Below are 25,826 nucleotides of genomic sequence, written 5' to 3' on the forward strand. Positions count from 1 at the left end.
GCTGTTCCTCAATGCACGCGCAGCAAGCCCAGCAAGGGCTCGCTCGACATCAACTGATCCAAGGCGCTGATGGCATCCGGAAAAGCAAAATCTTCAATGGCCGTGCTGAGCTGACGCACCAACGATGTATCCAATCCGGGCACCGACATCAAGGTGGGCTGGATACGCCGATACGCGTCTACCGAATCCAGATCGTCTGCCAGAAGCAAGCGTCGCAACGTGCGCAGCGGCTCAGCCAGATCCCCTTGAATGACCGGGGCTGCAGGCACGTCTTGATGCACGAACAGCTTGCGTGCATGACGTGTCGCGCTGACGATGCGATCCAAGCGCTGCGCCAACTCGTTCAGTCCCGCCTCAATGGCTTGTGGTGTCGCGCCCGATTTGAGCATTTGCTCCAGCGACAGCGATTCGCCTTGCAGATCGATCCAGCCCAGCGTGCCCGCCAACCCTTTCAGCGTGTGAATCCGCCGCTGTGCAGAGGCCATGTCCCCCCCCTGCCATTCACGACGTGCCAGCAGCACGTCTTCGGCATGGTCGTCGGCAAACATCTGCAGGAAGTGCCACAGCTTGTCCCGATCGCCCAAACACGCGCTGAGGCCACGCGCCTGGTCCAGCGCCACCTGGTGCGTCAAAGCATCCAGCACCTGTCCCGCACGAGAAAACTCCTGCGGCCGCGCCGCCGCACCGGTGCGGGCCGGCGCATTGGGGTTGTGTACCGGCATCCAGGTCATCAGGGCACGCGCCATCAAATGGGGCTCAACGGGTTTGATGATCATGTCATTCATGCCGGCGGCCAACGCTTGCGCCCGGTCCTCGGCAAAGACGTTGGCCGTCATGGCAAGCACCGGCACCACCTTGCCCTGCGGCATGGCACGCAAGCGACGGGTTGCCTCCAGGCCGTCCATGCGCGGCATCTGAATGTCCATCAGCACCAGGTCGAAACTGCCCTCTTCAAACGCCTTCAGGGCGTCCTCGCCGTCCTCTGCCACGGTCACATCCAGACCCATGCTGGACAACAGCGCCATGGCCACTTCCTGGTTGAGCACATTGTCTTCGGCCAGCAGCACACGATGCCCCGGCGCAAACCTCGGCAAGGCCTGTGCATGCTCGGCCTGCGCACCCGTCGTTGCACCCGCCAACCGGAGGTTCAAGGCTTGCGCCACCGTCGACGCCAGCAAAGTCGGCATCACCGGCTTGTGCAAGAACCCGGCAAACTGACTCAAATCCTCGTGGCTCTCCGCCGGGTTACCAGACGACCCCGACACCAGCAAACACGGAGGCTGATGCGACAGCTTGGATCGACGGATGTTGGTCAGCAACTCTGCCCCTGTCATCCCGGCCATGAGCCAGTCGGTCAACACCAGCCGATAGGGCTGGCCTTCGGCATCCGCGTGATAAATTGCCTCCAGCGCCTGGAACCCACTGGCTGACTGATCCACCTTTGCGCCCAGGTGCTCCACCATGCCTGCCAGCAATTGACGCGAGACAGCGGCATCGTCCACCACCAGCACACGGCTGTCGGCCAAGAGATGAATGGCTGTGGGATGCACGGCAGGTGTCACCACCGTCAAGGGCACTTCGATCCAGAAGGTGCTGCCCACGCCAGGCTGGCTGCGCACGCCGACCTGACCGCCCATCAACTCGGCCAATTTGCGAGAAATGGCCAGCCCCAGCCCCGTGCCACCAAAGTTGCGCGTGGTCGACGCATCCGCCTGCTGAAAGGCTGAGAACAAACCGCGCTGCTGCGCCTCGCTCAAACCAATACCTGTGTCTGTCACTTCAAAGCGAATGCGCGCCTGGGCGCCATCCCGCTTCACCACCTCACCCGTCAGCACCACACTGCCCTTGGCTGTGAACTTCACCGCATTGCTCACGTAGTTGAGCAGCACCTGCCCCAGCCGCACGCCATCGCCATGCAGCACGGCAGGCAAGTGATCAATGCGGGCCACCATTTCCAGCCCCTTGGCCTCGGCCTTGTCGGTGGTCATGGCAAAGAGATGCGACACCACCGCCTCCAGCTCGAAGTCGGTCTCCTCCAGCACCATCTTGCCGGCCTCGATTTTCGAGAAATCAAGGATGTCATTGATCACCGACAGCAAATGCGTGGCCGCCGCCTGCACCTTTTCAACCTGCTGCGACTGCCTTGCATTGAGCTCGTCTCGTTGCATCAAGTGCGTGAACCCGATGATGGCGTTCATGGGCGTGCGGATCTCGTGACTCATGTTCGCCAAGAAGGCACTCTTGGCCCGGTTGGCGCTCTCGGCCTGATCCTTGGCCTGTTGCAACTCGTGCGCCACACGGCGCTCTGCACTCACATCTTCGATGATGCAGATGATGGCATTGTCGGCATCGCCCAATGCAAACCGCGATGCCTTGATCCGCGCCCAGAAGGTAGAGCCATCGCGACGCTGCATCAACTGCTCGTTGCGATAAACGTCGCCCCGGCTGATCGTGGTGTCGATCATCTGGACCGTTTCCTGATAATCCCGATCGGTGTGCATCAGCACGCGCGTGGTCTGCCCCACAAAACCATCCACCGGCGCACCGAAAATCATTTCCAGCATTCGGTTGCACCGCAAAATCTTGTGCTCGTGCACCACCACGATGCCCACCGTCGCGGCCTCAAAAATGGCATTGAGCTCGTCGTGCGCACGGCGCAACGCATCGGTACGTACCTCCAGCTCACTCTTGGCTTCTTCCAGTCGGGCCGTGCGCTCGGACACGCTGGCTTCCAGATCGCGCCGCAGTTGGTCCAGGTTGCGCTCGTTTTGCTTGCGCTCGGTGATGTCTGTCCACACCGCGCTGAGCACCGACTTGCCCTGCACAGTCAGCACACGCACCGAAATCGAAAAATCGCGCCGCTGACCAGATTTGGTCAACCCCACCGCATCAAACGAACCGCCGCCCGACGACAGCAACTCATCGAGCAAAACATTCAGATCATCGGGCGAACGCCCACCCGCCACATCAGACAAGCCGCAATGCTGGAACTCGTCCACCGAGTAGCCCAACGAGGAACTGGCCGCCTCGTTGAAGCTCAAGAACCGCCGCGACTCGATGTCCAGCACCACGATGGGAATGGGCGACAGATTCACGATGCTGGTCAGCAGGTCCCCCTGCTCCACCAGCGCCTCTTCAGCGGCTCGACGGCCCTCGCGCTCATGGCGCAAGGTTTCCATCGTCTGGGCCATCTCACCCATCAAGGTATGGGGGGACTTGGCCAGACGTTGAACATGCGCCAAGGCATCGGGGTCAGCCTGCTTACCCTCCAGGGCACGACGCAAGATGATGCTCAAGCTCGACAACTTGCGCGCCCAGGCCAGCGCCACCAGCAGCCAGCCCAGCAACATCACCAGCATCACAGCGCCATTCAGCCAGCTGAGCTTGCGGGTGTAGTCGTTGAGCAGTTGCTCCTGCTGCTGCGCCAGCAAGCGCACACGGCTGGACAAAATGTCTTCGGCCTCATCTGTCAGCACGGCGTAGGCCACGTAGGCATTTTCTGCGCGCTCCAGATAAGACTCGGCCTGCGCCACACGCGCCGGCAACAACTCCGTCGTCGTCAGAATGGCCTGCTTGAACACCACCAGCGACTGGCGCGCCTCGTTCAGCTTGTCCATCGCCAATTGGCTCTCAGGCGTTTGAGACAAGCGCAGCATCTTCTGATCGATGCTGCCGAGTTGCTCGACCGCATGCCTGTGAAGATGCCGCGCCTGCGCGGCATCCATGGTGCCGCCGGACGCGTCCTCCACAGCCTGCATGGTCTGCTGATGCACCAGCAACAGCTCATGGCTCACGGCAGCCGCTTCTGCGGCCACCTGCGCTGCTTTGGCGCGCTGCACCTCCGAGGATTGGCGTGCATCGCGCACCTGCATCAGGAAAGCCTGATTCAGCCCGGCACCCGCCATCAAGGCCACCGCCACGGGCACGAAAAACAGCACCACGAATCGAACCAGCTTCGACCGTGAAGATTGCCTCTCTACTGCTGAGGTCATGTCAATTTTCCGAACCAGTCACACTGTCTGAAGCATCTGGCAAAGTGTCCCTGGCCGCGTCGGACTCGTCCGCGTAGAGCTGTGCCACGCGCACAAACTCATCCAGGTGGGACAGGAAGGCATCCAGCACATCCGGATCGAAATGTGTCCCGCGGCCTTCTCGCATGATGTCCAGGGTCTGTTCCAGCGGCAGCGCCCCCTTGTAATGACGCCTGGACAACAAAGCATCAAACACATCGGCCACCGCCATCAAACGGGCCGGCAAAGGAATGTCTTCGCCTTTCAAACCCTCCGGGTAGCCCGAGCCATCCCAGCGCTCGTGGTGACTGCCCGCAATCTGCTTGGCCACCATCAAAAACTTCAAGGCCGAAGGGTGCGCTTCAAGGCCCCCTGCACCACGCAATCGTGCGTGCTGTGCGCTCACCCGTTCAATGGCCTCACCCACGGCTTCGGCGCCGATGAGGGTGTGGCGCTTCATCACCTCAAACTCATCTACATCCAGCTTGCTGGGCTTGAGCAAGATGGCATCCGGCACACCCACCTTGCCAATGTCATGCAAAGGGGCCGCCTTGATGATCTGCTCGCGCGTGAGCGGGTCTTGCAGCGCCACGCTGAAGCGCGGGTGATCCCGCAAATGCTTGATGAGAATCTGAACGTAGCCCTGCGTTCGATACAGGTGGTTGCCCGTTTCGTTGTCGCGCTTTTCAGCCAGCAGCGCCAACGCGTGCAGGCTGACGTCCTTGATCAACTCGTTTTCGGCCATGCGGCGATGCACTTCGGCATCCAGGCTGGCGTTTTGTCGGGCCAACTGGTCGCGCGCTCGCTTGAGGTCCAAATGTGCGCGGACACGCGCCAGCAGCAAGGCCGGCTTGATCGGCTTGGTCACATAGTCCACCGCACCCAGCATCAGGCCACGCTCTTCATCCTGATCGGTGTCGAGTGCGGTCACAAAGATGACCGGAATGTCTCGCCCTTCAGGCTGCTCGCGCAGGCGCTCAATCACCTCATAGCCATCCATGCCGGGCATCATCACGTCCAGCAAGATGAGGTCGGGCCGGGGCCCCTTTTCAATGGCCTGCAAAGCATGCAGGCCTGAATTGGCCACCCGAACCTGAAACCAGGGGCGCAGCAAATGCCCAATCACGGTGAGGTTCTCGCGGGTGTCATCCACCACGAGCACCGTCATCCGCGTGCCATCCGCCCCGTCATCCTGGATCAGGTCTGTCATGCTTACTCACCCGCAGGTGGTGTCGTTGACCAGAATACGCCCGTCAGCAACTCCGTCAAGCGCTCGGGGCCCATGCGGAAGCCACATGCCTGTGGATGCCCGCCACCGCCCATGGCCTCGGCCAGCGGAATGGCGTTGAACGAAGGCTGCGCCCGCAGGCCCACCTTCACGGTGCCGTCTTTCGACACGCTCCACAGCAGCGCAAACGTGCCCACCTGCGCCGACAACATGTTGCCCACCTCGCTGGTGAACGCGCCGGGGCAGTTGACCATCACGCCCTGGTGGCCGTCAAACGTGAGCGGTGCCGCACCTTCCGAGATGTCGCGGCACAGGGCCAGGAACTTCTCGTTCATGGCCGTGCCACGCTGGTAAAACGCTGCCGACTGCTCGGGCGTGAACGCCGCGATCTCGGCCCAGCGGGGAAACTCGTTCGGCTCCAGATCCAGCGCGGCCAGGAAAGCGGCGCTTTCCGGGTACGCCCAGTTCCACAGGTCACGGTCCTGGATGTAGCGGATCAGGTCCGGCACGGCCTTCTCGGGGTGGAAGAACTTCCACGCCAGCATGGCACCCGACTGGCTCATGTCAAAGTGCACCGCACCGCAGCGGCACTTGAACTGGCCCAGGCGGTCCGCCGCACTCTTGTGGTGGTCCAGCATGACCAACTTGGCCGCCTTGTCGTCCAGCCCTTGCATCAGGGCTGCGTCAAACGAAAAGTCGAGGATGTAGACCGCGCGGCCGTCCACCGGCGGCAGGTCTTCCAGGCTCGTCACCTTGCCGTGGCTGACACCCACATATTCGCCCTGCCCTTCAAAGTACAGCCAGGCAGCCAGGGCGGCCCCAAAGCCATCGGGGCACTTGCCGTGATACAGCACCAGCGGGTTGGGATCATCCTTCGACGGGGTCACCGCCAGTCCGGGCAAAGAGGTAAAGAGGCCAGTGCTCACAGCGTTCCGGGCGGCCAGCGCCGCCTGATGGGTATCAAAACCCTTGATGGTAAAGGGTAGATGCCCGCATCGAGATTCCTCCCTCGCGGAATGATCCATCCAGTCCGGCAAAAATTGCCTCATTTCTAAGCAAGCTAAGCCCCGCCCCTAGGGCGCGGACCGTTGCCCCATGCTTGCCAACAAACTTATCCACAGAAAACGTGGACAACTGTGGGCAGCCGTGGCCCTATGCTTGCACCATGACCTCCAACAAGACGCTTCTCATCGTCTACCACTCCATGACTGGCGGCACACGCCAGATGGTGGATGCCGCCCATCAGGGCTCGCAGTCAGAACCCGGCCTCACGGTGCGCGTGCTGCACGCAGCCCAAGCCCAGCCTGCCGACGTGCTGGGGGCCGACGGCTACCTCTTTGCCACGCCCGAGAACCTGGCCGCCATCAGTGGCCAGATGAAAGACTTTTTTGACCGCTGTTACTACCCCGCCCTGGACCGCATCAACGGCCGCCCTTATGCCGTGATGGTGTGCGCCGGCAGCGACGGCCACAACGCCGTGCGGCAACTGGACCGCATTGCCACCGGCTGGCGCCTCAAGTGCGTGGCCGAACCGGTGATCGTGTGCACGCGGGCGCAAACGCCTGAGGCCATTGCCGCGCCCAAGGTGATTGATACAGGGGATTTACAGCGCTGCGCGGAGTTGGGTAAAGCGCTGGCGTGTGGGGTGGGGATGGGGGTGTTTTGATGGGTTGAGCGGCGCGAGTGATGCAATGCTCAATAGACTCGATCCCGGGGGATCAGCGGGCTAGGCGACCGCTTTGCAGCGGTTGCTCTCGTTGAGCTGGGCCTCACGTAGATCAGTTCTCGGCAAATACCGGTCGTCTAAAGCCGTCAATAAAAATTGGACTGCTGGAGACTTGATCGTTGAGACTCCTTAGGGGATGGGTGTTGACGCGATTGAGTACGCGGGGTTATATCCAACTGCGGAGCACCTTGCAGTTTCCATAACCCCGACTATCCTCAACCTATTTGCTTCATTTGCTTGTAATAGTAGAGTGATATACATGCAATACCAGCAAGGCGGTAGCCTCGCACAATACATTCCAATCCACTGACTCCGGATGGAAACTCTGGTGAAATGGACGATAATGAACCAAGGAGTTTCTAAGATTATAAATTCGCTTTGTCGCCCGATTTACAATATCCCCGTCCTCGAGGTCACCTTCACCCATCGCAGACAATATTGCCCGCAGGTCATTCGGCACTGCATGACGCAGCAAGGTCCCCAAACTTTGCTCCTCACGCGGACGCCAACTTAGAGTTTCCTCCAAAATCTGCGCAACATTACTCCAAGGTTCATCAATGCCTAGTCTATTTATGAGACTGGTAGTGTGAGAGTATGCATAAAGTGCCTCTAAGCACCGATACAACGCCATAAACAACGCACTAGGATCGGTATCGAAGACCGAGCGACACAAAGTTCGATACGGTATTGCGACAGGGCTCAGTTCCGCAATCAAAGTCAGTGTTTCACGAAGTCGAGAGTTCATCCACAGCATTCCACGAGCTGTCGCGGAAAGACACAACAAAAAGAAAACACGATTCGTCTCGTCTTCAGCCAACTTCTTAGTGGAAAAGCATCTGATCTCCGGAAACAAACTTGCAATTGATGCGTAAGAGTGTCCTTTGTACCCAGTCGTTGAATTTTTATCTTCAGCCTCAACGATATTACGAATTTCCGACGTTGACTTGACCGGCCGCGGAGAAAGCTCGCTAAGAATTAGCGTCAATGCACCACCACTCAAATCCTCTTCTTGCAAAAAATCAATCTCATCAGGAAGCTCCAGGCCTACAGTGAAAAACAAGGATTTCTCGTCGTGATCGAAGCGAGCAATCTTCAAGGTATCCGCGAAAGATAAGCTAGACTGCAATTTTGCGAAAAGCAATCGTTCTTTATCCAGCCCCTTGGAGGTAGCGGTCCAGCGGTCGGCTCCAGCGTTTTTGACGGGGTCATTTCGCTCCGCGCAAAATATGTCCATAGACGAGAAGACACGTCTATGTGCATCAATCATGTTCCGAGAACTCATTAGCTCGCTCGCCAGCAAGGCTCCATGTTCGGGACGTCGAAACGCTCATCAATGAGCACCTTGAAGGCCTCAAAAAATACGTTCCGCTCGTAGCGACCAACTTGACCAACTTTTCTATCTAGAATTTCACTCAAGACGTCAAGCCGGAGGAATTCTCCAAGTTCTTCCCGATTAATTTGAGTAAGCCTTTCCACAAGAGAATTCGCTTGTTCACTAATTATCTTCATTCGGTGCAATCTGTCTTCAGCCTCTCTGTCTAGGCCCGGACGGCCGAGTACGTGCTGTGCAACTGCAACAGTGAATCCAATCCGCGCCGGCTGGCTACCAAAAACATCCTTTCCGCGTGAAAAGCGACCTCCGCTAGCATCCTCGTATCGATCAAATGCACGATCGAGAGCAGTTAAAGCCGAGAGTGAACTGTAAAAATGATCTTGGAAACCAGAATCAGCTAGGTTGTCGACGAAATCCAGCCTTGAGAACTCTTCGGAAAGTGTTTCTTTAGCATCGACGTTCGTTTTTCTCAATGAAAATGCGAGATAGAGTTCTACCAAGGCATCCGAACTAAACTGACCGCTGTTGACTCGCCTGCCCGGCTTATCAGGATAAAAGATACGTTCAATGTTTCTGACACGTTCCTTAATTTCATCCAGAAGTGGCGAGTAAACCACTGACAGTTGTCTAGTGAGAGTCCAGGGCACCTGACCAGTGTTGAGCACCAACATCCGATACACAAGTGACCTAACCGATCGAGCAACCCAAAATTCAACACGCATTTCATTTGTGAGAACATCCGCATCAATCTCACTAGCGTCGATCAGAGCTGCTGTTCGCTGCATTCCGTCGATAATCGTCAACTCATGCCCAGACAAAGCTTCCAAAAATCCATCATTTGTGCATAGTTGGCCGGATTTTCCTTGGCCAAATATTTCTTGGCTGACAACCACACCAATTACGACCGGCGGCAAAACTGCGCCGGCACGAATATCCGAAATCATTCTGTCACGTATCCGCTTCGCAGTAGTCGTCTTAAGTACATCTCGCTGCCCTGAAATGCCACCACGCTGTGCATGAGCAGTCTTTGCCAAAGACAAATATGCACCGGTAGTCATCTTTAGAAGCACAGACAGACAGTCCGTTCGGTTGTCGTGTAGAAAATCCATTGTCAGCAAAGCCCCCAAGGAAAGTGCAAGGCGAAGTAGCGCAAAGCCACGCAAAAAAGACTACAGCTAATTATCTGAGAAAGTAGCTTAGCATATCAGTTCTAGTTGGCCGTGAAAATTCGAGGTATCTGAATCCATATGGTGCGGTTGAACTAGTCGATGTTGTAAAAGCCTAGCGAGATCATTCGTTCATTTAGTCAAAGTCTTGGCACTCACCAATCTGATACGTTGAAGGCCCCCCCCCGGGATACCAATCAAATGACTCTTTCCGGCCGAAAGCAGTCGTCCGAGGGAGTGGGGCAGGCCGGCAACTCTCAGCCCGAAGCCGTCCCACACGCGATCGTCATTTTCTAAAGCACTACTGAGACTAAAGTTGCCGCTGAAAACGTCACCAACCCGGGAGATAAGCGAGCATGAAAAAGCCCAGATACACCCGCAGAAAGCAAGATGAGCCGCAGGGTACGTGCTGCGGCTTCAGACTGGAGTTCATGGTGACTTGCCGCGAAACAGGCAAGCAAGAACCCATGACCCTGATAACCACATCAAGATCGCTCTATCGCAAGCACGAGAAGTATCAAAAGCTGCGACAACGCTTGGGCTTGGGGCGTTAGGCAAAGAAAAAGGCCACCTCACAGAGGTGGCCTTTTTTGATCAGATGGTGCCGGAGAAAGGAATCGAACCCTCGACCTTCTCATTACGAATGAGCTGCTCTACCGACTGAGCTACACCGGCTTCCAAGCCCAAAATTCTAGCATGAGGTTTTGGGCCTGTTCAACACTGAATCACTTGGCTTCGAGGTGATACGCGGTCACGCGTTCCACTTCGTTCTTCGAACCCAACACCACGGCCACGCGCTCGTGCAGTTGTGTCGGCTGCAATTCCATGATGCGTTGGCGGCCGTTGGTCGATGCACCACCGGCCTGCTCGATCAGGAAGCTCATGGGATTGGCTTCGTACATCAGGCGCAGCTTGCCGGGCTTGTTCGGCTCGCGCTTGTCCCAGGGGTACATGAAGATGCCACCACGGGTCAGGATGCGATGCACGTCGGCCACCATCGAGGCAATCCAGCGCATGTTGAAGTCCTTGCCGCGCGGGCCTTCCTTGCCAGCCAGGCACTCGTCGATGTAGCGCTTGACCGGGGCATCCCAGTGGCGCATGTTCGACATGTTGATGGCGAATTCCTTGGTGTCTTCAGGGATCTGGACCTGGTCGGCAATCTGCACGAACGAGCCTTGCTCGCGGTCCAGCGTGAACATGGCCACGCCCTGCCCCACGGTCAGCACCAGGGTGGTTTGGGGGCCGTACACGCAGTAGCCAGCGCACACTTGCTCGGTACCGGGTTGCAGGAAGCTGTCGTTGCTGACATCGCCGCCCTTGTGCTTCAGCACCGAGAAGATGGTGCCAATGCTCACGTTCACGTCGATGTTGCTCGAGCCGTCCAGGGGATCAAACAGCAGCAGGTATTCGCCTTGCGGGTAGCGGTTGGGCACCGCGTGCATGTCGTCCATTTCTTCGGACGCCATACCGGCCAGGTGACCACCCCATTCGTTGGCTTCGATCAGCACTTCGTTGGCGATGACGTCGAGCTTCTTCTGGACTTCGCCCTGCACGTTTTCGCTGCCGGCGCTACCCAGGATGTCGCCCAGCGCGCCCTTGTTCACGCTGATGGCGATGCTCTTGCATGCGCGGGCCACAACTTCGATCAGCAAGCGCAGTTGGGCCGGGATCTGGGCCTCGCCACGTTGCTGCTCGATCAGATACCGGGTCAGACTGATTCGATTGGACATGATGTTGATGAATGGCTGAAAAATGGGCGTGCGCTGCGGACCGGATCAGTCCTGCAGGGCACGGGTGATGATTTCGCGAACGTCGTCAGACAACTCGCTGCGGGCGGCCACGCGCTTGAGGGCTTCTTGTGCCGCCGTGCGGTAAGGCTCGGCCAGACGGCGCCAGTGGTCCATCGCACGCGCCAGGCGGGCGGCCAGTTGCGGGTTGATGGCGTCGATTTCGATGACGCGATCGGCCCAGAACACATAGCCCGCGGCGTCGGCACGATGGAAGGCGGCCGGATTGCTCTGGCACAGCGCCATCAACAGGCTGCGGGCCCGGTTGGGCGTGCGCAGCGTGAAGTCGGGGTGTTGCATCAGGGTCTTGGCGCGGGCAAAGACCTTGCCGTCGTGCTCGGGTGCCATGACCTGCAGGGTGAACCACTTGTCGATGACCAGCGCTTCGTTCTTGAACTGAGCGTGGAAGCGCTCCAGCGCACCGTTGGCCAGTTCGCTGTGGGCGTTGACCAGCGCGGCCAGCGCACCCAGGCGGTCGGTCATGTTGGTCGCGTCTTTGAAACGCTGCAACGCTTTGCCCGCCCAGATGGGGTTGCTGTTCTGCACCGAGGCCAGGGTCAGCATGCTCAGGGCCAGGTTGGCCAGGGCACGGCGGCCACTGCTCACCGGGTCGGGTGAATAGCCACCGTTGTCCTGGTTTTGCTCGTAGGCATGCACCCAGTCTTCATGCAGGGCATGGGCCAGTTGCTGCTTGATGGACTCACGCGCTTCGTGGATGCGCTGTGGGTCGACCACGTCAAGTTGCTCGGCCACATAGGCTTCGCTCGGCAAGGTCAGCACCAGATCCTTGAAGGCGGCATCCAGCTCGCCATGGCGCAGCACGCTGCGCATCGCTTCCACAAAGCGGTGATCCAGCTCGATGTGGCCGTTGCCTGCCACGGCAGACAGAATGCGGCGCAGCGCCAGCTTCTGGCCGGCTTCCCAGCGGTTGAACGGGTCGTGATCGTGCTCCAGCAGAGTGAAGAGCGCGTCGTCACTCAGCTCGGAATCCAGCACCACAGGGGCCGAGAATCCGCGCAACAGCGATAGCACTGGCTCCACCGGCACATGCACGAAGGTGAAGGTCTGTTTGGGCTCGGACAGGACCAGCACGGTGTCGTGACCGATTGGGTCCAGATGCCCTTCGAGGTGCAGGTTGATCTGACGACCATCGACACCCACCAGGCCCATGGCCACGGGGATCACGTAAGCCTGCTTGTCGGGCTGGCCCGCGGTGGGCACGCACGACTGACTCAGCGTGAGGGTGTAGATGTGGTTGTCGGCGTCATACGCGCCTTCCGCCAGCACGCGCGGCGTACCGGCCTGGCTGTACCAGTTCTTGAACTGAGGCAGGCGGCGAGCCAGTTCGCTGTCAGGGTTGGCGTCGGCAATGGCTTGCGCGAAGTCGTCGCAGGTCACGGCGTGGCCATCATGGCGCGAGAAGTACAGCGTCATGCCCTTGGCAAAACCTTCATCGCCCACCAGGGTGTGCATCATGCGCACCACTTCTGCACCCTTTTCGTAAACGGTCGCGGTGTAGAAGTTGTCGATGGCCATGTAGCTGTCCGGACGCACTGGGTGGGCCATCGGGCCCGCGTCTTCAGGGAACTGCAATTGGCGCAGGTTGCGCACGTCTTCAATGCGCTTGACGGCACGGGCGCTGCGGCTGCCGGCCATGTCCATGCTGAACTGTTGGTCGCGGAAAACGGTCAGGCCTTCCTTGAGCGACAGCTGGAACCAGTCACGGCAGGTGACGCGGTTGCCGGTCCAGTTGTGGAAGTACTCGTGCGCGACCACGCTTTCGACGTTGGCAAAGTCCACGTCGGTGGCGGTGGCGGGGTTGGCCAGCACAAACTTCGTGTTGAAGATGTTGAGGCCCTTGTTCTCCATCGCGCCCATGTTGAAGTCGCTCACGGCGACGATCATGAAGCGCTCCAAGTCCAGGCTCAGACCGTACTTGTGCTCGTCCCACGCGATCGACGCGATCAGCGAGTTCATCGCGTGTTCGGTCTTGTCCAGGTCACCGGCACGCACATAAATCTGCAGCAGGTGTTCCTTGCCTTCGCGGGTCACGATGCGCTGTTCGCGGCGCACCAGGTCGGCGGCCACCAGCGCAAACAGGTAGCTGGGCTTGGGATGGGGGTCTTGCCACACGGCGTAGTGGCGACCGCCTTCCATGTTGCCTTCCTGGATCAGGTTGCCGTTGGACAGCAAGACCGGGTACTTGGCCTTGTCGGCCTTGAGCATGACCCGGTAGGTGGCCATGACATCCGGACGGTCCAGGAAGTAGGTGATGCGGCGGAAGCCCAGGGCCTCGCACTGCGTGAAGAAGCCACCACCGCTGGTATACAGACCCGAGAGTTGCGTGTTCTTCTCGGGCGCACAGGTGGTGCGGATTTCCAGCGTGAAAGGCTGCTGAGGCAGGTTCTCCAGCACCAGTTGGTCAGCCTCGATGCGGAAGGTCACGGGCTCACCGTCCACCAGGACGCGGGTGAGCGTGATGTCTTCGCCGTCCAGTCGCAGCGCGGCACCGGCCTGCGCAGGATTGGGCTCGAGCGTCATCTTGTTGATGACCAGCGTCTTGGCCGGATCCAGGTCGAACGTCAGGTCAACCGTCTTGATCCAGAACGCTGGCGGCGCGTAGTCTTCGCGGCGAATCAGCGGAGCAGTACCTTCACGCATAGATATCCCTTTTCGTATGCAATGCAGTCAGCCGGCGTCTCAGACGCCTTGCTTCAGGCTGGCTTCGATGAAAGCGTCGAGGTCGCCGTCCAGCACTTTCTGGGTGGCGGAGATTTCAACGTTGGTGCGCAGATCCTTGATGCGGCTGTTGTCCAGCACGTACGAACGGATCTGGTGGCCCCAGCCCACATCGGTCTTGGTGTCTTCCAGCTTTTGCTGAGCTTCCTGACGCTTGCGCATCTCGTGGTCATACAGACGCGAGCGCAGGCGTTTCCAGGCCACATCGCGGTTGCTGTGCTGCGAACGGCCGTCCTGGCACTGCACCACGATGCCGGTCGGGATGTGCGTCAGACGCACGGCCGAGTCGGTCTTGTTGATGTGCTGACCACCCGCGCCAGAAGCACGGTAGGTGTCGGTGCGCACGTCGGCCGGGTTGATATCGATCTCGATCGAGTCATCGACTTCCGGGTACACGAACACGGACGCAAACGAGGTGTGACGACCACCGGAGGAGTCGAACGGCGACTTGCGCACCAGACGGTGCACGCCAGTTTCGGTCCGCAGGAAGCCGTAGGCATACTCGCCTTCCACCTTGATGGTGGCGCTCTTGATGCCGGCGGTGTCGCCAGGGGTTTCGTCTTCCAGCTCGGGCTTGAAGCCCTTGCGCTCGCAGTAACGAACGTACTGGCGCAGCAGCATGCTGGCCCAGTCGCAGGCCTCGGTCCCACCGGCACCCGCCTGGATGTCGATGAAGCAGTTGCTGGGGTCGGCCGGGTTGTTGAACATCCGGCGGAATTCCAGCCCTTCCACGTCCCGCAGCAGGACCTGGACATCGTCGTGAATGGCTTGCAGGCCGGCCTCGTCGCCCTCTTCCTTGGACATTTCGAAGAGTTCGCCGTTATCGGCCAGGTTGCGGGTCAGGTTGTCGATGACAACGACCACATCTTCCAGAGACTTTTTCTCTTTGCCCAGGGCTTGCGCGCGCTTGGGGTCGTTCCAGACGGAGGGGTCTTCCAGTTCAGCGTTGACTTCAGCGAGGCGGCGGGACTTCTCATCCCAGTCAAAGATACCTCCGAAGCTCAGCGGTACGCTGAGTCAGGTCGGCAATCTGGGCGCCCAGGGCGTTGATGTGTTCGATATCCATGTGAATCCTGCGGGTGTCCGTGTATTTTTCAAGGCAAAAAGGCTCCCTCAGCCATGGGCTGGAGCCTTGCGCGTTGGCGCTATTTTCTCATGCAGCAGAGGGCTGCGGGCGCCAAGTTATGGACATTTCGGCAGTGCAAGATGCACCGCCAAATGCTCTGCAACCGCTTCGGGTTGGTCGTGGTGAAGCATATGCCCGGCATCCGCCACCGTGACCACCCGGAAATCCCTGATGACCTCGGTGCGTGACAGGTACTCTTCGCGTCCATAACGCCCGGTCCAGAAGGCGAAATAGTTGGTGTCAGCGCCTTCCACGAGCAAGGTCGGGCACGCGATGTGGGCCCAGATGGCTTTCACCTCTTCCACGCGATACAAGAAGGGTTGCGGGCGCTTGTGTGCCGGATCGGCATTGATGACCCAGCGGCCGCCCTCTTCCCGAGCCCAGTGCCCGGCCAGCCAGCGGGCCCGGTCTTCTCGCAAGCGAGGGTTGTTGGCTCGCAAGCGGTCGGCCACACCTTGCACGTTGTCATACGCCTTTAGGGCCACAGGCTGTTGCAACTCGTCCAGCCATTTGACGTATTGCTCGGGCGCCTGTGACGGCTCGGTGGCGGGCATGCCCAGCCCATCCAGATTGACCAGGCGACGAATTTTCTGAGGCCGCAAGCCGGCGTACAGCATCACGATGTTGCCGCCCATGCTGTGCCCCACCAGGTCGATCGGGTGTGCGGGTGACAGTACCGCCAACAGCGCATCCAGGTCGGCCAGGTAGTTGGGCGTGAAATAGCAATCGGTGGCAGCGGGGGGCTGGGTATGGCCAAAACCTCGCCAGTCCAGCGCTACAACGGTGCGACCCGCCCAGTCAGGACGGGCCAGCAACTCATCCACCACAAACTGGAAAGACGCACCCACATCCATCCAGCCATGCACCATCACCACCAGGGGATTGTGGGCACTGACCGCAGACAAATCCCCCCAAACCAGCACATGCTGGCGCAGGCCACGGGCCTCCACGTAGGTGGACTGGGAAGCATGAGCTGGCTGATACACAAGGATTTCGGACATAAGTCAAACCGAGCGTCAATATGCTGACGCTGATACAAAAAACGGGAGAAGTTTGACGAGTCGCACCCTGCCGGGTTGTCCCGCCTACGAAGGGCTTTTATTTAACCGTAAGCTCAATGATTACGCTTTTTTACCAATCGCGTCATTCACCCCCGAAGTGTCCGAGTCCAAGTTGAGCGCATTGAAGCCACGCCCCTCTTCACCCTTTGCTGCATCCGGCAAAGGGTGGCCCGGCTTCGCGGCAACGGGCGTTCTGATTCTGGCGGCATCCAGTCTGGGCTTGATGACGTGGTCCCACTTGGGTTGGGAAGCACTGCAAACGCGCGGCCAGCGTGTCGACCAATTGCTGTCGAGCGTTCAGATTCAAGCCCGCCAGAATCAGGTCAGCGCCGAACGGCGCCTCAGCGGTGAGGCCGACATCAGCCCACAGGTCATCGAGCAGCAATGCCTCAAGGTGGCCGAAGCCATCCGTGAGTTGCGCATGCTGGTCCCCGCGTCCATGCAAGACAGCATCAAGACGCTGGAAGACAAAGCCACCGTCACGCGCCTGACTCAAGCCGCCTTGCTGGACACCCCGGCGCGAGGGCACGTTGAAGACCTGCACATGGCCTTGGCCAACTTTGAATACGCTGCAACCCAGTTGCAGCAGCAGTGGTCTGCGGCCTTCGATGCACAGGTGCGCACCCAGCGCCACTGGGATCAGGCGGGCATGCTGGCTGTGGGCTCGCTCACTGCCCTGCTCATGTTCATCATCACGCGCACGCGCCGCAAGCACAAGCTCACGGTGGCAGCGCTGCGCGCACGCGAAGCCCAGTTGAGAGCCTTTGCCGACGCATTGCCCGATCTGGCCTTCCACTTCGATGCGCAAGGTCGCTACCTCGACATCTACGGCAACAACCTCCAGTTGCTGGGTCGCCCACCAGAGGAATTGATTGGGCGCGTTCTGACAGATGTCTTCCCTGAGGCCATGGCCAAGCAGCTGATGGACACCTTGTCCACCACCTTGCAAACCCACGAGCCTCAAACCTTGTCGCTGGCCATCCCGGTTCATGGCCAGATGCGCTTCTTTGAAACGCGTTGCGCCGCCGTCCCAGGCACCAACGAAGTCGTGTGGATGGCCTGGGATGACAGCTCTCGGCGCGAGATCGAGCGCCGCCTGCGTCACAAGACGCGCATGTACGACTTCGTCAGTCAGGCCAGTCAGGTGGTGGCACGCTCGGCGTCACCCGAACACCTGTTCCGACACATCTGCGATGTCGCCGTCAATCACGGTCGCTTTGACCATGCGTGGGTCGCTCTGATCGACACTGGCCCCCAAGAAGGACGCAAGCCGCAATGGCGCGGTCAAGCGTCGGCGAGCAAAGGCGCCCCGCTGTCCACCCCACTGGACTTTTCGCTGCCGGAAATGTCAGCCAGCGCTGACGAGCTCACAGCAGGTCTGTTTCAGGGCGACATTTTCCGCACACGCAGCCTGCCATGCACGGCGCAATCGCCGCAGTGGATTCAAGCGGCCGTCGCGGCCGGAACCAAAGGCTGTGTGGTGATCCCTCTGCGCCGCGACAATGCGCTGGTGGGCCACCTCTTCCTGCTGGGACGACGCGTCCGAGACGATGACCCCGAAGAACTGTCTCTGTTCGAAGCCCTGTCGCTGGACCTGTCGTTTGCGCTCAGCAACCTGCACCACAAGGCCATTCACGCCCGTGATCAGGAACGCATGCGCCTGCACGCCGCTGCGCTGGAGAGCGCGCACGAGGGCATGATCGTGCTGGACCTCAACCAGCATCTGGTGTCCATCAACCGCGCCTTCACCAAGCTCACGGGGTACACCGAAGCCGACGTACTGGGCCGACGCCCCGAGTTTTTGCTCTCCCAGCACTCGCAAGAGACCATCACGCGTGTGGTGGCGCAATTGCGCCGATATGGTGAGTGGGAAGACGAAGTCAGCTTTCAATGCAAAGATGGCCAAACACTGATGATCAAGCTGTCCATCAGTGCGGTGCGTTCTTCAGATGGCCATGCCACCCACTTCGTGGGCATGTTCACCGACATCACCACGCTCAAGGAAACCGAGGCCCGACTGGCCCGCATGGCCCACTTCGATCAACTGACCGAATTGCCAAACCGGGTCATGCTGCATGAGCGCCTGCAACACGCCATCGATCTGGCGCAGCGCCACCAGACTCAGTTGGGCATCGTCTTCATCGACCTCGACAACTTCAAGACGGTCAACGACGGCCTGGGGCACGCCGCCGGCGACAGCCTGCTGCGACAGGTCGCCAAGCGTCTGCGTCAACGCGTTCGACAAGAAGACACCCTGGGGCGCTTGAGCGGTGACGAGTTCCTGTTGGTGCTGGAGCAACTGCATCAACCACAGCAAGCTGCACAAGTCGCTTCTGCCATTCTGGAAACACTGAATCAACCCTTCACGCTGGATGGCGGGCAGCAAGTCTATGTGCGCGCCAGCATCGGCATCAGCATGTTCCCCAACGATGGGGAAACGGCATCGGAACTGATCCGCAACGCCGATGCCGCGATGTACGAATCCAAGCGCAATGGTCGCAACAGTTTCCACTTCTACACAGAAGCCTTCACGGCGCTGGCCACCAACCGCCTGAAACTTGAAACCCGTTTGCGCCAGGCCATTGCCAAGGGGGGCTTCGAGCTGCATTACCAGCCCATCCTGGATCTGCACAGCCGACACATCGTCGCCATCGAGGCCTTGGTCCGCCTGCTGCCCGCACTCGACGAAGACGGACATGCCCTGCCACCCATGAGCCCCGCACAATTCATCCCGGTCATGGAAGAAACCGGCATGATCACAGCTTTGGGTGAATGGGTGGTGCGTGCGGCCTGCCAGCAAGGCAAGGCTTGGCTGGACGAAGGTTTGGACTTTGGTCGCATCGCCATCAACCTGTCACCCGCCGAAATCCGCCGTGGCGGCGTGGTGGCCCGACTGGCACGCGTGCTTCAAGACACGGGGCTGGCGCCAGACCGGCTGGAAATCGAAATCACCGAAAGCGGGCTCATGGAATCCGGTGTCGGCGCAGAGCGATTCCTGCAAGCGCTTCACGAACTGGGCGTCTACCTGTCGATCGACGACTTCGGCACCGGCTATTCATCGCTGGCGTACCTCAAACGCTTCCCGGTTCATCAACTCAAGATTGACCGCAGCTTTGTGCAAGACCTTCCCGGCAACGACAGCGACTGTCAGCTGGTCGGCACCATGATCACGATGGCACACGGTCTCCACATGAAGGTGGTAGCAGAAGGCGTCGAAATGAGCGACCAAGAGGCCTTCCTCGCCAGCCGTGGCTGCGACCGCGTTCAGGGCTACCTCTACAGCCGCCCCATGCCGGCGCAACAAATCACGCCATTGCTCGGAAATACCCACACCGGCACATCTTGGGCACCCATTTGATAATGGCAGGCCATCCACCCCCCTGACCTGCCATGTCTCAAGACGTTTCAGCATCCACGCCGCTGGCTCAGTTGCTCGCTCACCGCGCGCGCAATGGTCAACGCATCACCTTTCGCCTGACCGAAGACTGGCAGCAAGGGCGCACCACCTTTGGCGGACTGCTGTCGGCCTTGGTCGTTCAGGCCATGCGGGATGTCTGTGGCGCAGACTGGCCTTTGCGTGCACTTCAAACCAACTTCGTCGGCCCCGTGGCCCCTGGTTTGGCCCACGTGGACGTGACCCTGCTGCGTCAGGGCAAGAACATCCGTCAGGTCAAAGCGCAGGTCATGCAGGCCGACGCACAGGGTGTCGAGCAAGTTGGCGGCGTGTTGCTGGGTGTGTTTGGCACCAACCGCGAATCTGCCCTGCCTGAACTGCGCCCCGAAAAGGTTGCCGTCAGCAAGACCCCCGAGACGGCGTTCAAGTGGCCTTATGTGCCCGGCATGACACCGGCATTCACGCAGCATCTGGACTTTCGGCAAGCCTCGGGCGGCGTTCCCTTCATGGGGACGCACGACTGGCACAACCACACCTTCGTCCGACTCAACGAAAGCGCTGGCGTCGACGCCGAACTGCAAGCCGTGCTCCTGGCCGACTCGGGCCCTACACCGGCCCTGGCTCAGCTGAAGGGTTTTGCCCCGGCCTCATCGGTGTCCTGGGCGCTGGAGTTGCGCCCCGTCACGATCGGTCTGACCGACGGCTTCTGGCTCATGGACAAGCAGGCACTCGCTACCGGCGAAGGCTACGTCAACGAGAAGACCACGCTGTGGACCCCCTGCGGACAGCTCGCCGCACTGGGCTACCAAGTCGTGGCCGTGTATGCCTGACACCCTTCACGGCGCGTCACGCCCGCAATCCGCCGCTGAAGTCTTCTGGGCCTTTACCAGCTTGGCCATGCAAGGATTCGGGGGCGTGATCGCCGTGGCTCAACGGGAATTGGTCGATCGGCGCCAATGGCTCAGCAACCGTGACTTCGTCGAATTGCTGTCCAGCGCGCAAGTGCTACCCGGCCCCAATGTTTGCAACCTGTCCCTGATGATTGGTGACCGGTTTTTCGGTTGGCGAGGTGCTGTGGCCGCACTAGGCGGCATGGTCACACTGCCGCTGACCGTGATGCTGACGCTTGCCTGGCTGCTGGGTGAAGCCAGTCAACTGCCCCACGCACAAGGCCTGATCAAAGGCGCGCTCACTGGCATTGCAGCCGTGGCTGCCGGGCAGATTGTGGGCACGGTGCTCAAGCTGTCTGCCTCACTCAAAGAGCATGAACTCGGCTGGCCCGTCTGCCTTGTATTGTGCGCACTGGCCTTCGGCATGATGGCATGGCTTCAATGGCCACTGCTTTGGGTGCTGATGGGACTGGGCGGGCTGACATGCCTGTGGACCTACCTCGTTCTGAAGCGGCAATCGACCGCCGAACACAGCGCATGACCACCGCCATGATGCCCTTCTCTTGGTCACCAGAGCAATGGTGGACCCTGTTTCAGCACTTCCTCACCTTGTCCCTGCTGGCCATTGGCGGCGCCATCACACTGGTGCCAGACATGCACCGGCGACTGGTCACCGACGATGGTCTGCTGAGCGACACCGACTTCACTGCGGCCATCGCGTTGGCCCAGGCAGCCCCTGGCCCCAACGTGCTGTTTGTCTCTCTGCTGGGCTGGTACAGCGCCGGTTTGGGCGGCGCATTGGCCAGCACGCTGGGCATCATGCTGCCATCGTCCACACTGACCTTGGCGGCATCGCGCTGGATCGAATCTCGCAAAGATTGGCTCAGTGTTCGCGCTTTTCAGGCAGGCATGATGCCCGTGACGGTGGGACTGCTGCTGGCCACAGGGTGGTTGCTGACCCCGCCGGTGAGCACGCAACCGAGGGCCCTGCTCCTGAGCATCGTGGTGGCCGGACTGGTCTGGCGGACCAAAGTCCGCCTCATCTGGCTCGTGATGACCGGCGCCATTCTGGGGGCACTCGGATGGGTTTGAATCCCAAGATTAACAAGGCATGGACATGAACAACCCCACACTGCACATCACCCACCACCCCGACATGGGTCGCTTTGCCTGCGAGGTTGATGGACTCACGTGCGAAGCCGACTATCGCCTGCTCAACGGCGTCATGCACATGACGCACACCGGCGTGCCTCGCGCGCTCGAAGGCCGAGGCATTGCCGCGCAACTGGTGCAAACGGCCCTCACCTGGGCACGCGAACAAGGGCTGAAAGTGCAACCGGTTTGCAGCTACGTGGCTGTTTACATCCGTCGCCACCCAGAGTGGCAAGACCTGGTAGCCTGATCAGGACCCGTTCAGCGCGAGCCTTGTGCGCATTGGCTGATCCACTGCGCCATGCGCGCGGCAGCCCCCCGATGAGAAGCCGCAAAGGTCAAAGCGCGTTCGCTCATGCCCGCATGCTGGCCTGAGGACAACAAATCGCACGCCACACGGACGCCCTGCGTCCAATCTGACACGCGCACGGCGGCGCCGGCGTGCTCACTCAATTCAGCCGCCTCGGCAAAGTTGAACGTGGAAGGCCCCATGACGATCGGGCAGCCACAAGCGGCTGCCTCGATCAGGTTCTGCCCCCCTAGGGGCGCAAAACTCCCGCCCAACAACGCCACACGTGCAGCCGCGTAGTAGGCCGGCATTTCCCCCATCGAATCGCCCAGCCACACCTCGGCTCCCAGAGCTGCTTGATCAGGCTGCCCGTCCGCCCAAGTGCTACGGCGAGACAACGTGAAGCCCCGCGCCGCAACGAGCGCAGCCACTTCATCAAAGCGCTGCGGGTGACGTGGTACCAGCATCAGACGGGGTGACGGCGTACCCGCCAATGTAGAAGCCCGCATCGACTGCCACGCATCCAGCAACCCGACTTCTTCCCCCTCGCGCGTACTGGCCGCGAGCACCACAGGGCGCATGGACGCCTCACGCCAACGCTGCCCCAGAGCCAACGACTGCGGTGAGGGCGTCATGTCGAACTTGACGTTGCCGCACACCTCCACTTCATTGGCACCCATCGTGCGCACACGACGCGCATCGTCTTCAGTCTGCGCCAAAGCCAGGGTGAGCAAACGGGCTGCTGGCTGCATCAAAGCAGCCAAACGCATCCCTTGCTTGAGACTCTTTTCGCTCAAGCGCGCATTGGCCAACACCATTGGCACGCCCAGTCTGGCCGCTTCATGTTGCACATTGGGCCAGACCTCGGTCTCCATCAGGACGCCCACTTGTGGCCGATGCAAACGCAGAAAACGCCGCACCGCACCCGGCGTGTCGTAGGGCAACCAAGTTTGAAGATCCCCCTCTCGCAGTAGCGCCTTGCCTGCTTCACGCCCGGTTGCGGTCGTGTGCGTCAACAGCAGACGCATTTGCGGGCATTGCGCGCGCATGGCCTGAATCAGCGGCGTGGCAGCCCGCGCCTCGCCCAAAGACACGGCATGCACCCACCAAACGGGTCGTGCATCATGCTTTGCCAACAAGGCGCGATACGCTGGGCCGTAGAACCCCAATCGCTGCGGCCAATTCGCGCGGTAATCGGGCTCCTCCTTGCCTCGCGCCCACACCCGCCACAGGTATGCCGGCGTCCCCAACCGCAACACCAGGCTGTATGCCTGCCGTGCCAGCCAGGACTTCAAAGGGGTACTGCTCAAAACCGAATCCGCTCAGTGTGCCGAAGCGCCAACATGCGCATCGGGCTTCACAGCCAAAATCACCTTCATGAAGTGGGCACGGATACGCTCCAGGGCCTCCGGCGTCTGACCTTCAAACCGCAGCACCAACACGGGTGTCGTGTTCGATGCGCGCACCAAACCAAAGCCATCCGCGTAATCAGCACGCAGACCGTCAATGGTGGTGACTTCACGCGCACCTCCAAAGGTCGCCGTCTGGCGCAGCTTCTCGACCACCTCGTGGTGCTCACCTTCCGCACAAGGCACATTCAGTTCAGGCGTACTGTGGCTGGTCGGGAGCGCATTCAGCACCGCACTCGGGTCAGCCGCTTTGCTCAAAATCTCCAGCAAACGCCCGGCGGTGTAGGTGGCGTCATCAAAACCGTACCAGCGCTCGGCAAAGAAAATGTGTCCGCTCATTTCACCGGCAAACGGGGCGCCGGTTTCCTTGAGCTTGGCCTTCACCAAGGAGTGCCCGGTCTTGTACATGACCGGCACACCACCTGCGTCGCGAATGGCATCGGCCAGACGCTGGCTGCACTTCACGTCAAAAATAATCTGGCCGCCCGGTACACGCGACAGGATGTCGCGAGCGAACAGCATGATCTGACGGTCCGGGAAAATGTTGTTGCCTTCTTTGGTCACCACACCCAGGCGGTCACCGTCGCCATCAAACGCCAACCCCAAGTCCGCGCCATGCTGCTGCACGGCTTCAATCAGATCCTTCAAGTTCTCAGGCTTGGAGGGATCGGGGTGGTGATTCGGAAAATCGCCGTCCACCTCCGAGTACAACTCGAGGACCTCGCAACCCAGTGCGCGCAGGATGCCCGGGGCCGACGCACCCGGGATGCCATTGCCCGAATCCACCACGATCTTCATGGGGCGCGCCAACTTGCAGTCGCCCACAATGCGCTGCGTGTATTCACTCAAAATGTTCAGCTCGGTCAGACCACCTTGCCCCGTCGCGTAGTCTTGGCTCTCAATCCGCTGACGCAGGCCTTGAATGTCGTCGCCATAAATGGCGCGGCCAGCCAACACCATCTTGAAACCGTTGTAGTCCTTGGGGTTGTGACTCCCAGTGACCTGAATGCCACTGTGGCAACCCACGTCACCACGTGTCGCCGCAACGTAGTACAGCATGGGCGTTGTGACCGCACCTAAATCGATCACATCGATGCCGGTTGAACGCAAGCCTTTGATCAGCGCAGCCACCAATGAAGGGCCAGACAAACGGCCATCACGACCAATGGCGACTGCCTTCTCACCCAACTTGAGCGCTTCGGTGCCAAATGCACGCCCAAGATGCTCGGCCACCGCTTCGTTCAAGGTTTGTCCGACGATGCCTCGGATGTCATAGGCCTTGAAGATGGACGCAGCGACTTGCATGAGAATCCTTTTCTGATGAACACGGGAAGAGGCTGCAGGCCTTGTGGGCTGCAGCGAATAGCCGTGATTGTAGGGACGTGAATCGTTCCCCGAAGCACCCCATTTGGCGATGTTTCCGGCTTGCCCCCGTAAATCAAGGGCTCTGCGAGCAGATCCGATTCAATTTGGGCTTACCGCTACCATCCCGGAATGGATATAAGAAATGCGCTGACGATGATCAGCTTGGCCGCGATCTGGGGTGGGTCCTTCCTGTTTTTGAGGATGGCAGCCCCCGTGGTCGGCCCCTTGGTCGTCGCAGCATCACGTCTGTGTGGCGCTGCACTACTGCTGTTGCCCCTTGTCATCTACCGGGGTGACTTGGCCAGCATTCTTCGTCACCGTGGCGCCCTGCTGCTCGGAGGGATGTTGTCGTCCGGCTTACCGTTCATCGGCTTGAGCTTGGCTGCCAAGCAGTTGCCCGCCGGTCTCATGTCCATCCTCAACGCAACCACCCCCATGTGGGGCGCCTTGATTGGCTGGGCATGGCATGGTGAACGACTACATCTTGCCCGCATGGCAGGACTGGGCGTGGGCCTTGCCGGTGTCGTGCTACTGGCCAGTGGTGCGAGCACAGCTTCCAGCGACAGCTTTCCGCTGGGCGCGTGGGCACTCATGCTGGCCTCGACCATGTCCTACGCATTCTTTGCACATTACGCCCGCACCTACCTTCAAGCACTGAGCCCCATCAGCAACACCGTCGGCACGCTCGGCTTGTCAGGACTGGTCATGCTGCTGCCCGCACTGTATTGGGGGCCGCAGGGCACGACACACAGTGTTCAGGTGAGCCACTGGAGCGAGGTGCCCCACGTCACTTGGCTGGCACTCAGCGCACTCAGTTTCGTCTGCACAGGCCTGGCTTACATGGTGTTCTATCGCCTGCTGGACAAAATCGGGCCAACACGCGCACTGACCGTCACCTTTTTGATCCCCGTTTTCGGCATGCTGTGGGGCGCCCTGCTGCTTGGCGAGCAGGTCACGGCTCGCATGGTTGCCTGTGCGACCGTGATTGCCGCAGGCACATGGCTGGCCAATCGCCCAGCTTAAGCATCGCCCCGCCCAAGACAAACAACCAGCAAAGCAAAAAGCCTTGTGATCATCAGATCACAAGGCTTTGCATATTTGGCGGAGTGGACGGGACTCGAACCCGCGACCCCCGGCGTGACAGGCCGGTA

18 protein-coding genes and 1 tRNA gene are annotated in these 25,826 nt (G+C 60.0%); 7 read left to right on the forward strand and 12 right to left on the reverse strand.

Annotation, left to right across the window (positions count from 1 at the left end; all coding sequences use genetic code 11):
- Positions 1 to 8 precede the first annotated feature (8 nt).
- From ACOYNB_RS04305 to ACOYNB_RS04315, 3 genes are read right to left on the reverse strand one after another with little or no spacing between them, the layout of a single operon-like run.
- Positions 9 to 3,992: a response regulator gene (locus tag ACOYNB_RS04305; protein ID WP_422837886.1), complete on the reverse strand. Its 3,984-nt coding sequence runs from the start codon at positions 3,990 to 3,992 to the stop codon at positions 9 to 11.
- A gap of 1 nt (position 3,993) precedes the next feature.
- The gene (locus tag ACOYNB_RS04310) at positions 3,994 to 5,220 is read right to left on the reverse strand and encodes a response regulator (protein ID WP_422837888.1); all 1,227 of its coding nucleotides are present in this window, start codon (positions 5,218 to 5,220) and stop codon (positions 3,994 to 3,996) included.
- 2 nt (positions 5,221 to 5,222) lie between these two features.
- On the reverse strand, positions 5,223 to 6,164 hold the full coding sequence (locus tag ACOYNB_RS04315) for a DHH family phosphoesterase (protein WP_422837889.1): 942 nt from the start codon (positions 6,162 to 6,164) through the stop codon (positions 5,223 to 5,225).
- A gap of 239 nt (positions 6,165 to 6,403) precedes the next feature.
- Here ACOYNB_RS04315 and ACOYNB_RS04320 point away from each other — a divergent pair, with 239 nt between their 5' ends.
- Positions 6,404 to 6,904 (forward strand): flavodoxin family protein, encoded by a 501-nt coding sequence (locus ACOYNB_RS04320; RefSeq protein ID WP_422837891.1) that lies wholly within the window; start codon positions 6,404 to 6,406, stop codon positions 6,902 to 6,904.
- Between the two features lie 289 nt (positions 6,905 to 7,193).
- Here ACOYNB_RS04320 and ACOYNB_RS04325 read toward each other — a convergent pair whose 3' ends face one another.
- The 7 genes from ACOYNB_RS04325 to ACOYNB_RS04355 form a co-directional block, all read right to left on the reverse strand.
- Positions 7,194 to 8,231: a hypothetical protein gene (locus ACOYNB_RS04325; RefSeq protein ID WP_422837892.1), complete on the reverse strand. Its 1,038-nt coding sequence runs from the start codon at positions 8,229 to 8,231 to the stop codon at positions 7,194 to 7,196.
- Between the two features lie 14 nt (positions 8,232 to 8,245).
- Positions 8,246 to 9,241: a hypothetical protein gene (locus ACOYNB_RS04330; protein WP_422837893.1), complete on the reverse strand. Its 996-nt coding sequence runs from the start codon at positions 9,239 to 9,241 to the stop codon at positions 8,246 to 8,248.
- A gap of 821 nt (positions 9,242 to 10,062) precedes the next feature.
- Positions 10,063 to 10,138 (reverse strand) — tRNA-Thr (locus tag ACOYNB_RS04335).
- A 50-nt stretch (positions 10,139 to 10,188) separates the two neighbouring features.
- Positions 10,189 to 11,193, reverse strand: coding sequence for a class 1 fructose-bisphosphatase (locus ACOYNB_RS04340; protein ID WP_422837894.1), 1,005 nt, complete (start codon positions 11,191 to 11,193; stop codon positions 10,189 to 10,191).
- A gap of 45 nt (positions 11,194 to 11,238) precedes the next feature.
- On the reverse strand, positions 11,239 to 13,911 hold the full coding sequence (gene pepN, locus ACOYNB_RS04345) for an aminopeptidase N (RefSeq protein WP_422837895.1): 2,673 nt from the start codon (positions 13,909 to 13,911) through the stop codon (positions 11,239 to 11,241).
- A gap of 39 nt (positions 13,912 to 13,950) precedes the next feature.
- Positions 13,951 to 15,055, reverse strand: a protein-coding gene (gene prfB, locus ACOYNB_RS04350) for a peptide chain release factor 2 (RefSeq protein WP_374259063.1) whose coding sequence is annotated in 2 segments (ribosomal slippage) — positions 13,951 to 14,973 and positions 14,975 to 15,055 — 1,104 coding nt in all. Because the reading frame shifts where the segments join, the coding sequence is not laid out codon by codon here.
- A gap of 116 nt (positions 15,056 to 15,171) precedes the next feature.
- Positions 15,172 to 16,116, reverse strand: a complete 945-nt coding sequence (locus ACOYNB_RS04355; RefSeq protein ID WP_422837896.1) for an alpha/beta fold hydrolase — start codon at positions 16,114 to 16,116, stop codon at positions 15,172 to 15,174.
- A gap of 157 nt (positions 16,117 to 16,273) precedes the next feature.
- On the opposite strand from ACOYNB_RS04355, the gene ACOYNB_RS04360 reads away from it, so the two are divergent.
- Genes ACOYNB_RS04360 through ACOYNB_RS04380 form a run of 5 tightly spaced genes read left to right on the forward strand, consistent with a single transcriptional unit; the run spans position 16,274 to position 21,862 of the window.
- Entirely contained in the window at positions 16,274 to 19,534 is a 3,261-nt protein-coding gene (locus tag ACOYNB_RS04360; RefSeq protein ID WP_422837897.1) for an EAL domain-containing protein, read from the forward strand.
- Between the two features lie 32 nt (positions 19,535 to 19,566).
- Complete coding sequence (locus ACOYNB_RS04365; protein ID WP_422837898.1) at positions 19,567 to 20,400, forward strand: acyl-CoA thioesterase; 834 nt, start codon at positions 19,567 to 19,569, stop codon at positions 20,398 to 20,400.
- Positions 20,393 to 21,001, forward strand: coding sequence for a chromate transporter (locus tag ACOYNB_RS04370; RefSeq protein WP_422837899.1), 609 nt, complete (start codon positions 20,393 to 20,395; stop codon positions 20,999 to 21,001). Before ACOYNB_RS04365 ends, ACOYNB_RS04370 begins: the two co-directional genes overlap by 8 nt.
- The gene (locus ACOYNB_RS04375; RefSeq protein ID WP_422837900.1) at positions 20,998 to 21,552 is read left to right on the forward strand and encodes a chromate transporter; all 555 of its coding nucleotides are present in this window, start codon (positions 20,998 to 21,000) and stop codon (positions 21,550 to 21,552) included. The genes ACOYNB_RS04370 and ACOYNB_RS04375 overlap by 4 nt, the downstream gene beginning before the upstream one ends.
- A gap of 25 nt (positions 21,553 to 21,577) precedes the next feature.
- Positions 21,578 to 21,862, forward strand: coding sequence for a GNAT family N-acetyltransferase (locus ACOYNB_RS04380; RefSeq protein WP_422837901.1), 285 nt, complete (start codon positions 21,578 to 21,580; stop codon positions 21,860 to 21,862).
- Between the two features lie 11 nt (positions 21,863 to 21,873).
- Here ACOYNB_RS04380 and ACOYNB_RS04385 read toward each other — a convergent pair whose 3' ends face one another.
- Both ACOYNB_RS04385 and ACOYNB_RS04390 read right to left on the reverse strand, forming a co-directional pair.
- Positions 21,874 to 23,211 (reverse strand): 3-deoxy-D-manno-octulosonic acid transferase, encoded by a 1,338-nt coding sequence (locus ACOYNB_RS04385; RefSeq protein WP_422837903.1) that lies wholly within the window; start codon positions 23,209 to 23,211, stop codon positions 21,874 to 21,876.
- A gap of 12 nt (positions 23,212 to 23,223) precedes the next feature.
- Positions 23,224 to 24,615 (reverse strand): phosphomannomutase/phosphoglucomutase, encoded by a 1,392-nt coding sequence (locus ACOYNB_RS04390; RefSeq protein WP_422837904.1) that lies wholly within the window; start codon positions 24,613 to 24,615, stop codon positions 23,224 to 23,226.
- A gap of 213 nt (positions 24,616 to 24,828) precedes the next feature.
- Between ACOYNB_RS04390 and ACOYNB_RS04395 the strand changes: the two genes are divergently transcribed.
- Positions 24,829 to 25,698: a DMT family transporter gene (locus ACOYNB_RS04395; protein WP_422837905.1), complete on the forward strand. Its 870-nt coding sequence runs from the start codon at positions 24,829 to 24,831 to the stop codon at positions 25,696 to 25,698.
- The last annotated feature ends 128 nt before the right edge of the window (positions 25,699 to 25,826 follow it).

The sequence above is a fragment of the Aquabacterium sp. genome, assembly GCF_049317225.1.
Taxonomy (GTDB): domain Bacteria; phylum Pseudomonadota; class Gammaproteobacteria; order Burkholderiales; family Burkholderiaceae_C; genus Aquabacterium.

What these genes read in the sequence shown, in the direction of transcription:
- pepN (WP_422837895.1), bottom strand. Translation starts at nt 13,911, where the DNA reads ATGCGTGAAGGTACTGCTCCGCTGATTCGCCGCGAAGACTACGCGCCG.
- ACOYNB_RS04340 (WP_422837894.1), bottom strand. Translation starts at nt 11,193, where the DNA reads ATGTCCAATCGAATCAGTCTGACCCGGTATCTGATCGAGCAGCAACGT.
- ACOYNB_RS04380 (WP_422837901.1), top strand. Translation starts at nt 21,578, where the DNA reads ATGAACAACCCCACACTGCACATCACCCACCACCCCGACATGGGTCGC.
- ACOYNB_RS04390 (WP_422837904.1), bottom strand. Translation starts at nt 24,615, where the DNA reads ATGCAAGTCGCTGCGTCCATCTTCAAGGCCTATGACATCCGAGGCATC.
- ACOYNB_RS04395 (WP_422837905.1), top strand. Translation starts at nt 24,829, where the DNA reads ATGATCAGCTTGGCCGCGATCTGGGGTGGGTCCTTCCTGTTTTTGAGG.
- ACOYNB_RS04355 (WP_422837896.1), bottom strand. Translation starts at nt 16,116, where the DNA reads ATGTCCGAAATCCTTGTGTATCAGCCAGCTCATGCTTCCCAGTCCACC.
- ACOYNB_RS04330 (WP_422837893.1), bottom strand. Translation starts at nt 9,241, where the DNA reads ATGATTTCGGATATTCGTGCCGGCGCAGTTTTGCCGCCGGTCGTAATT.
- ACOYNB_RS04305 (WP_422837886.1), bottom strand. Translation starts at nt 3,992, where the DNA reads ATGACCTCAGCAGTAGAGAGGCAATCTTCACGGTCGAAGCTGGTTCGA.
- ACOYNB_RS04375 (WP_422837900.1), top strand. Translation starts at nt 20,998, where the DNA reads ATGACCACCGCCATGATGCCCTTCTCTTGGTCACCAGAGCAATGGTGG.
- ACOYNB_RS04365 (WP_422837898.1), top strand. Translation starts at nt 19,567, where the DNA reads ATGTCTCAAGACGTTTCAGCATCCACGCCGCTGGCTCAGTTGCTCGCT.
- ACOYNB_RS04325 (WP_422837892.1), bottom strand. Translation starts at nt 8,231, where the DNA reads ATGATTGATGCACATAGACGTGTCTTCTCGTCTATGGACATATTTTGC.
- ACOYNB_RS04370 (WP_422837899.1), top strand. Translation starts at nt 20,393, where the DNA reads ATGCCTGACACCCTTCACGGCGCGTCACGCCCGCAATCCGCCGCTGAA.
- ACOYNB_RS04310 (WP_422837888.1), bottom strand. Translation starts at nt 5,220, where the DNA reads ATGACAGACCTGATCCAGGATGACGGGGCGGATGGCACGCGGATGACG.
- ACOYNB_RS04320 (WP_422837891.1), top strand. Translation starts at nt 6,404, where the DNA reads ATGACCTCCAACAAGACGCTTCTCATCGTCTACCACTCCATGACTGGC.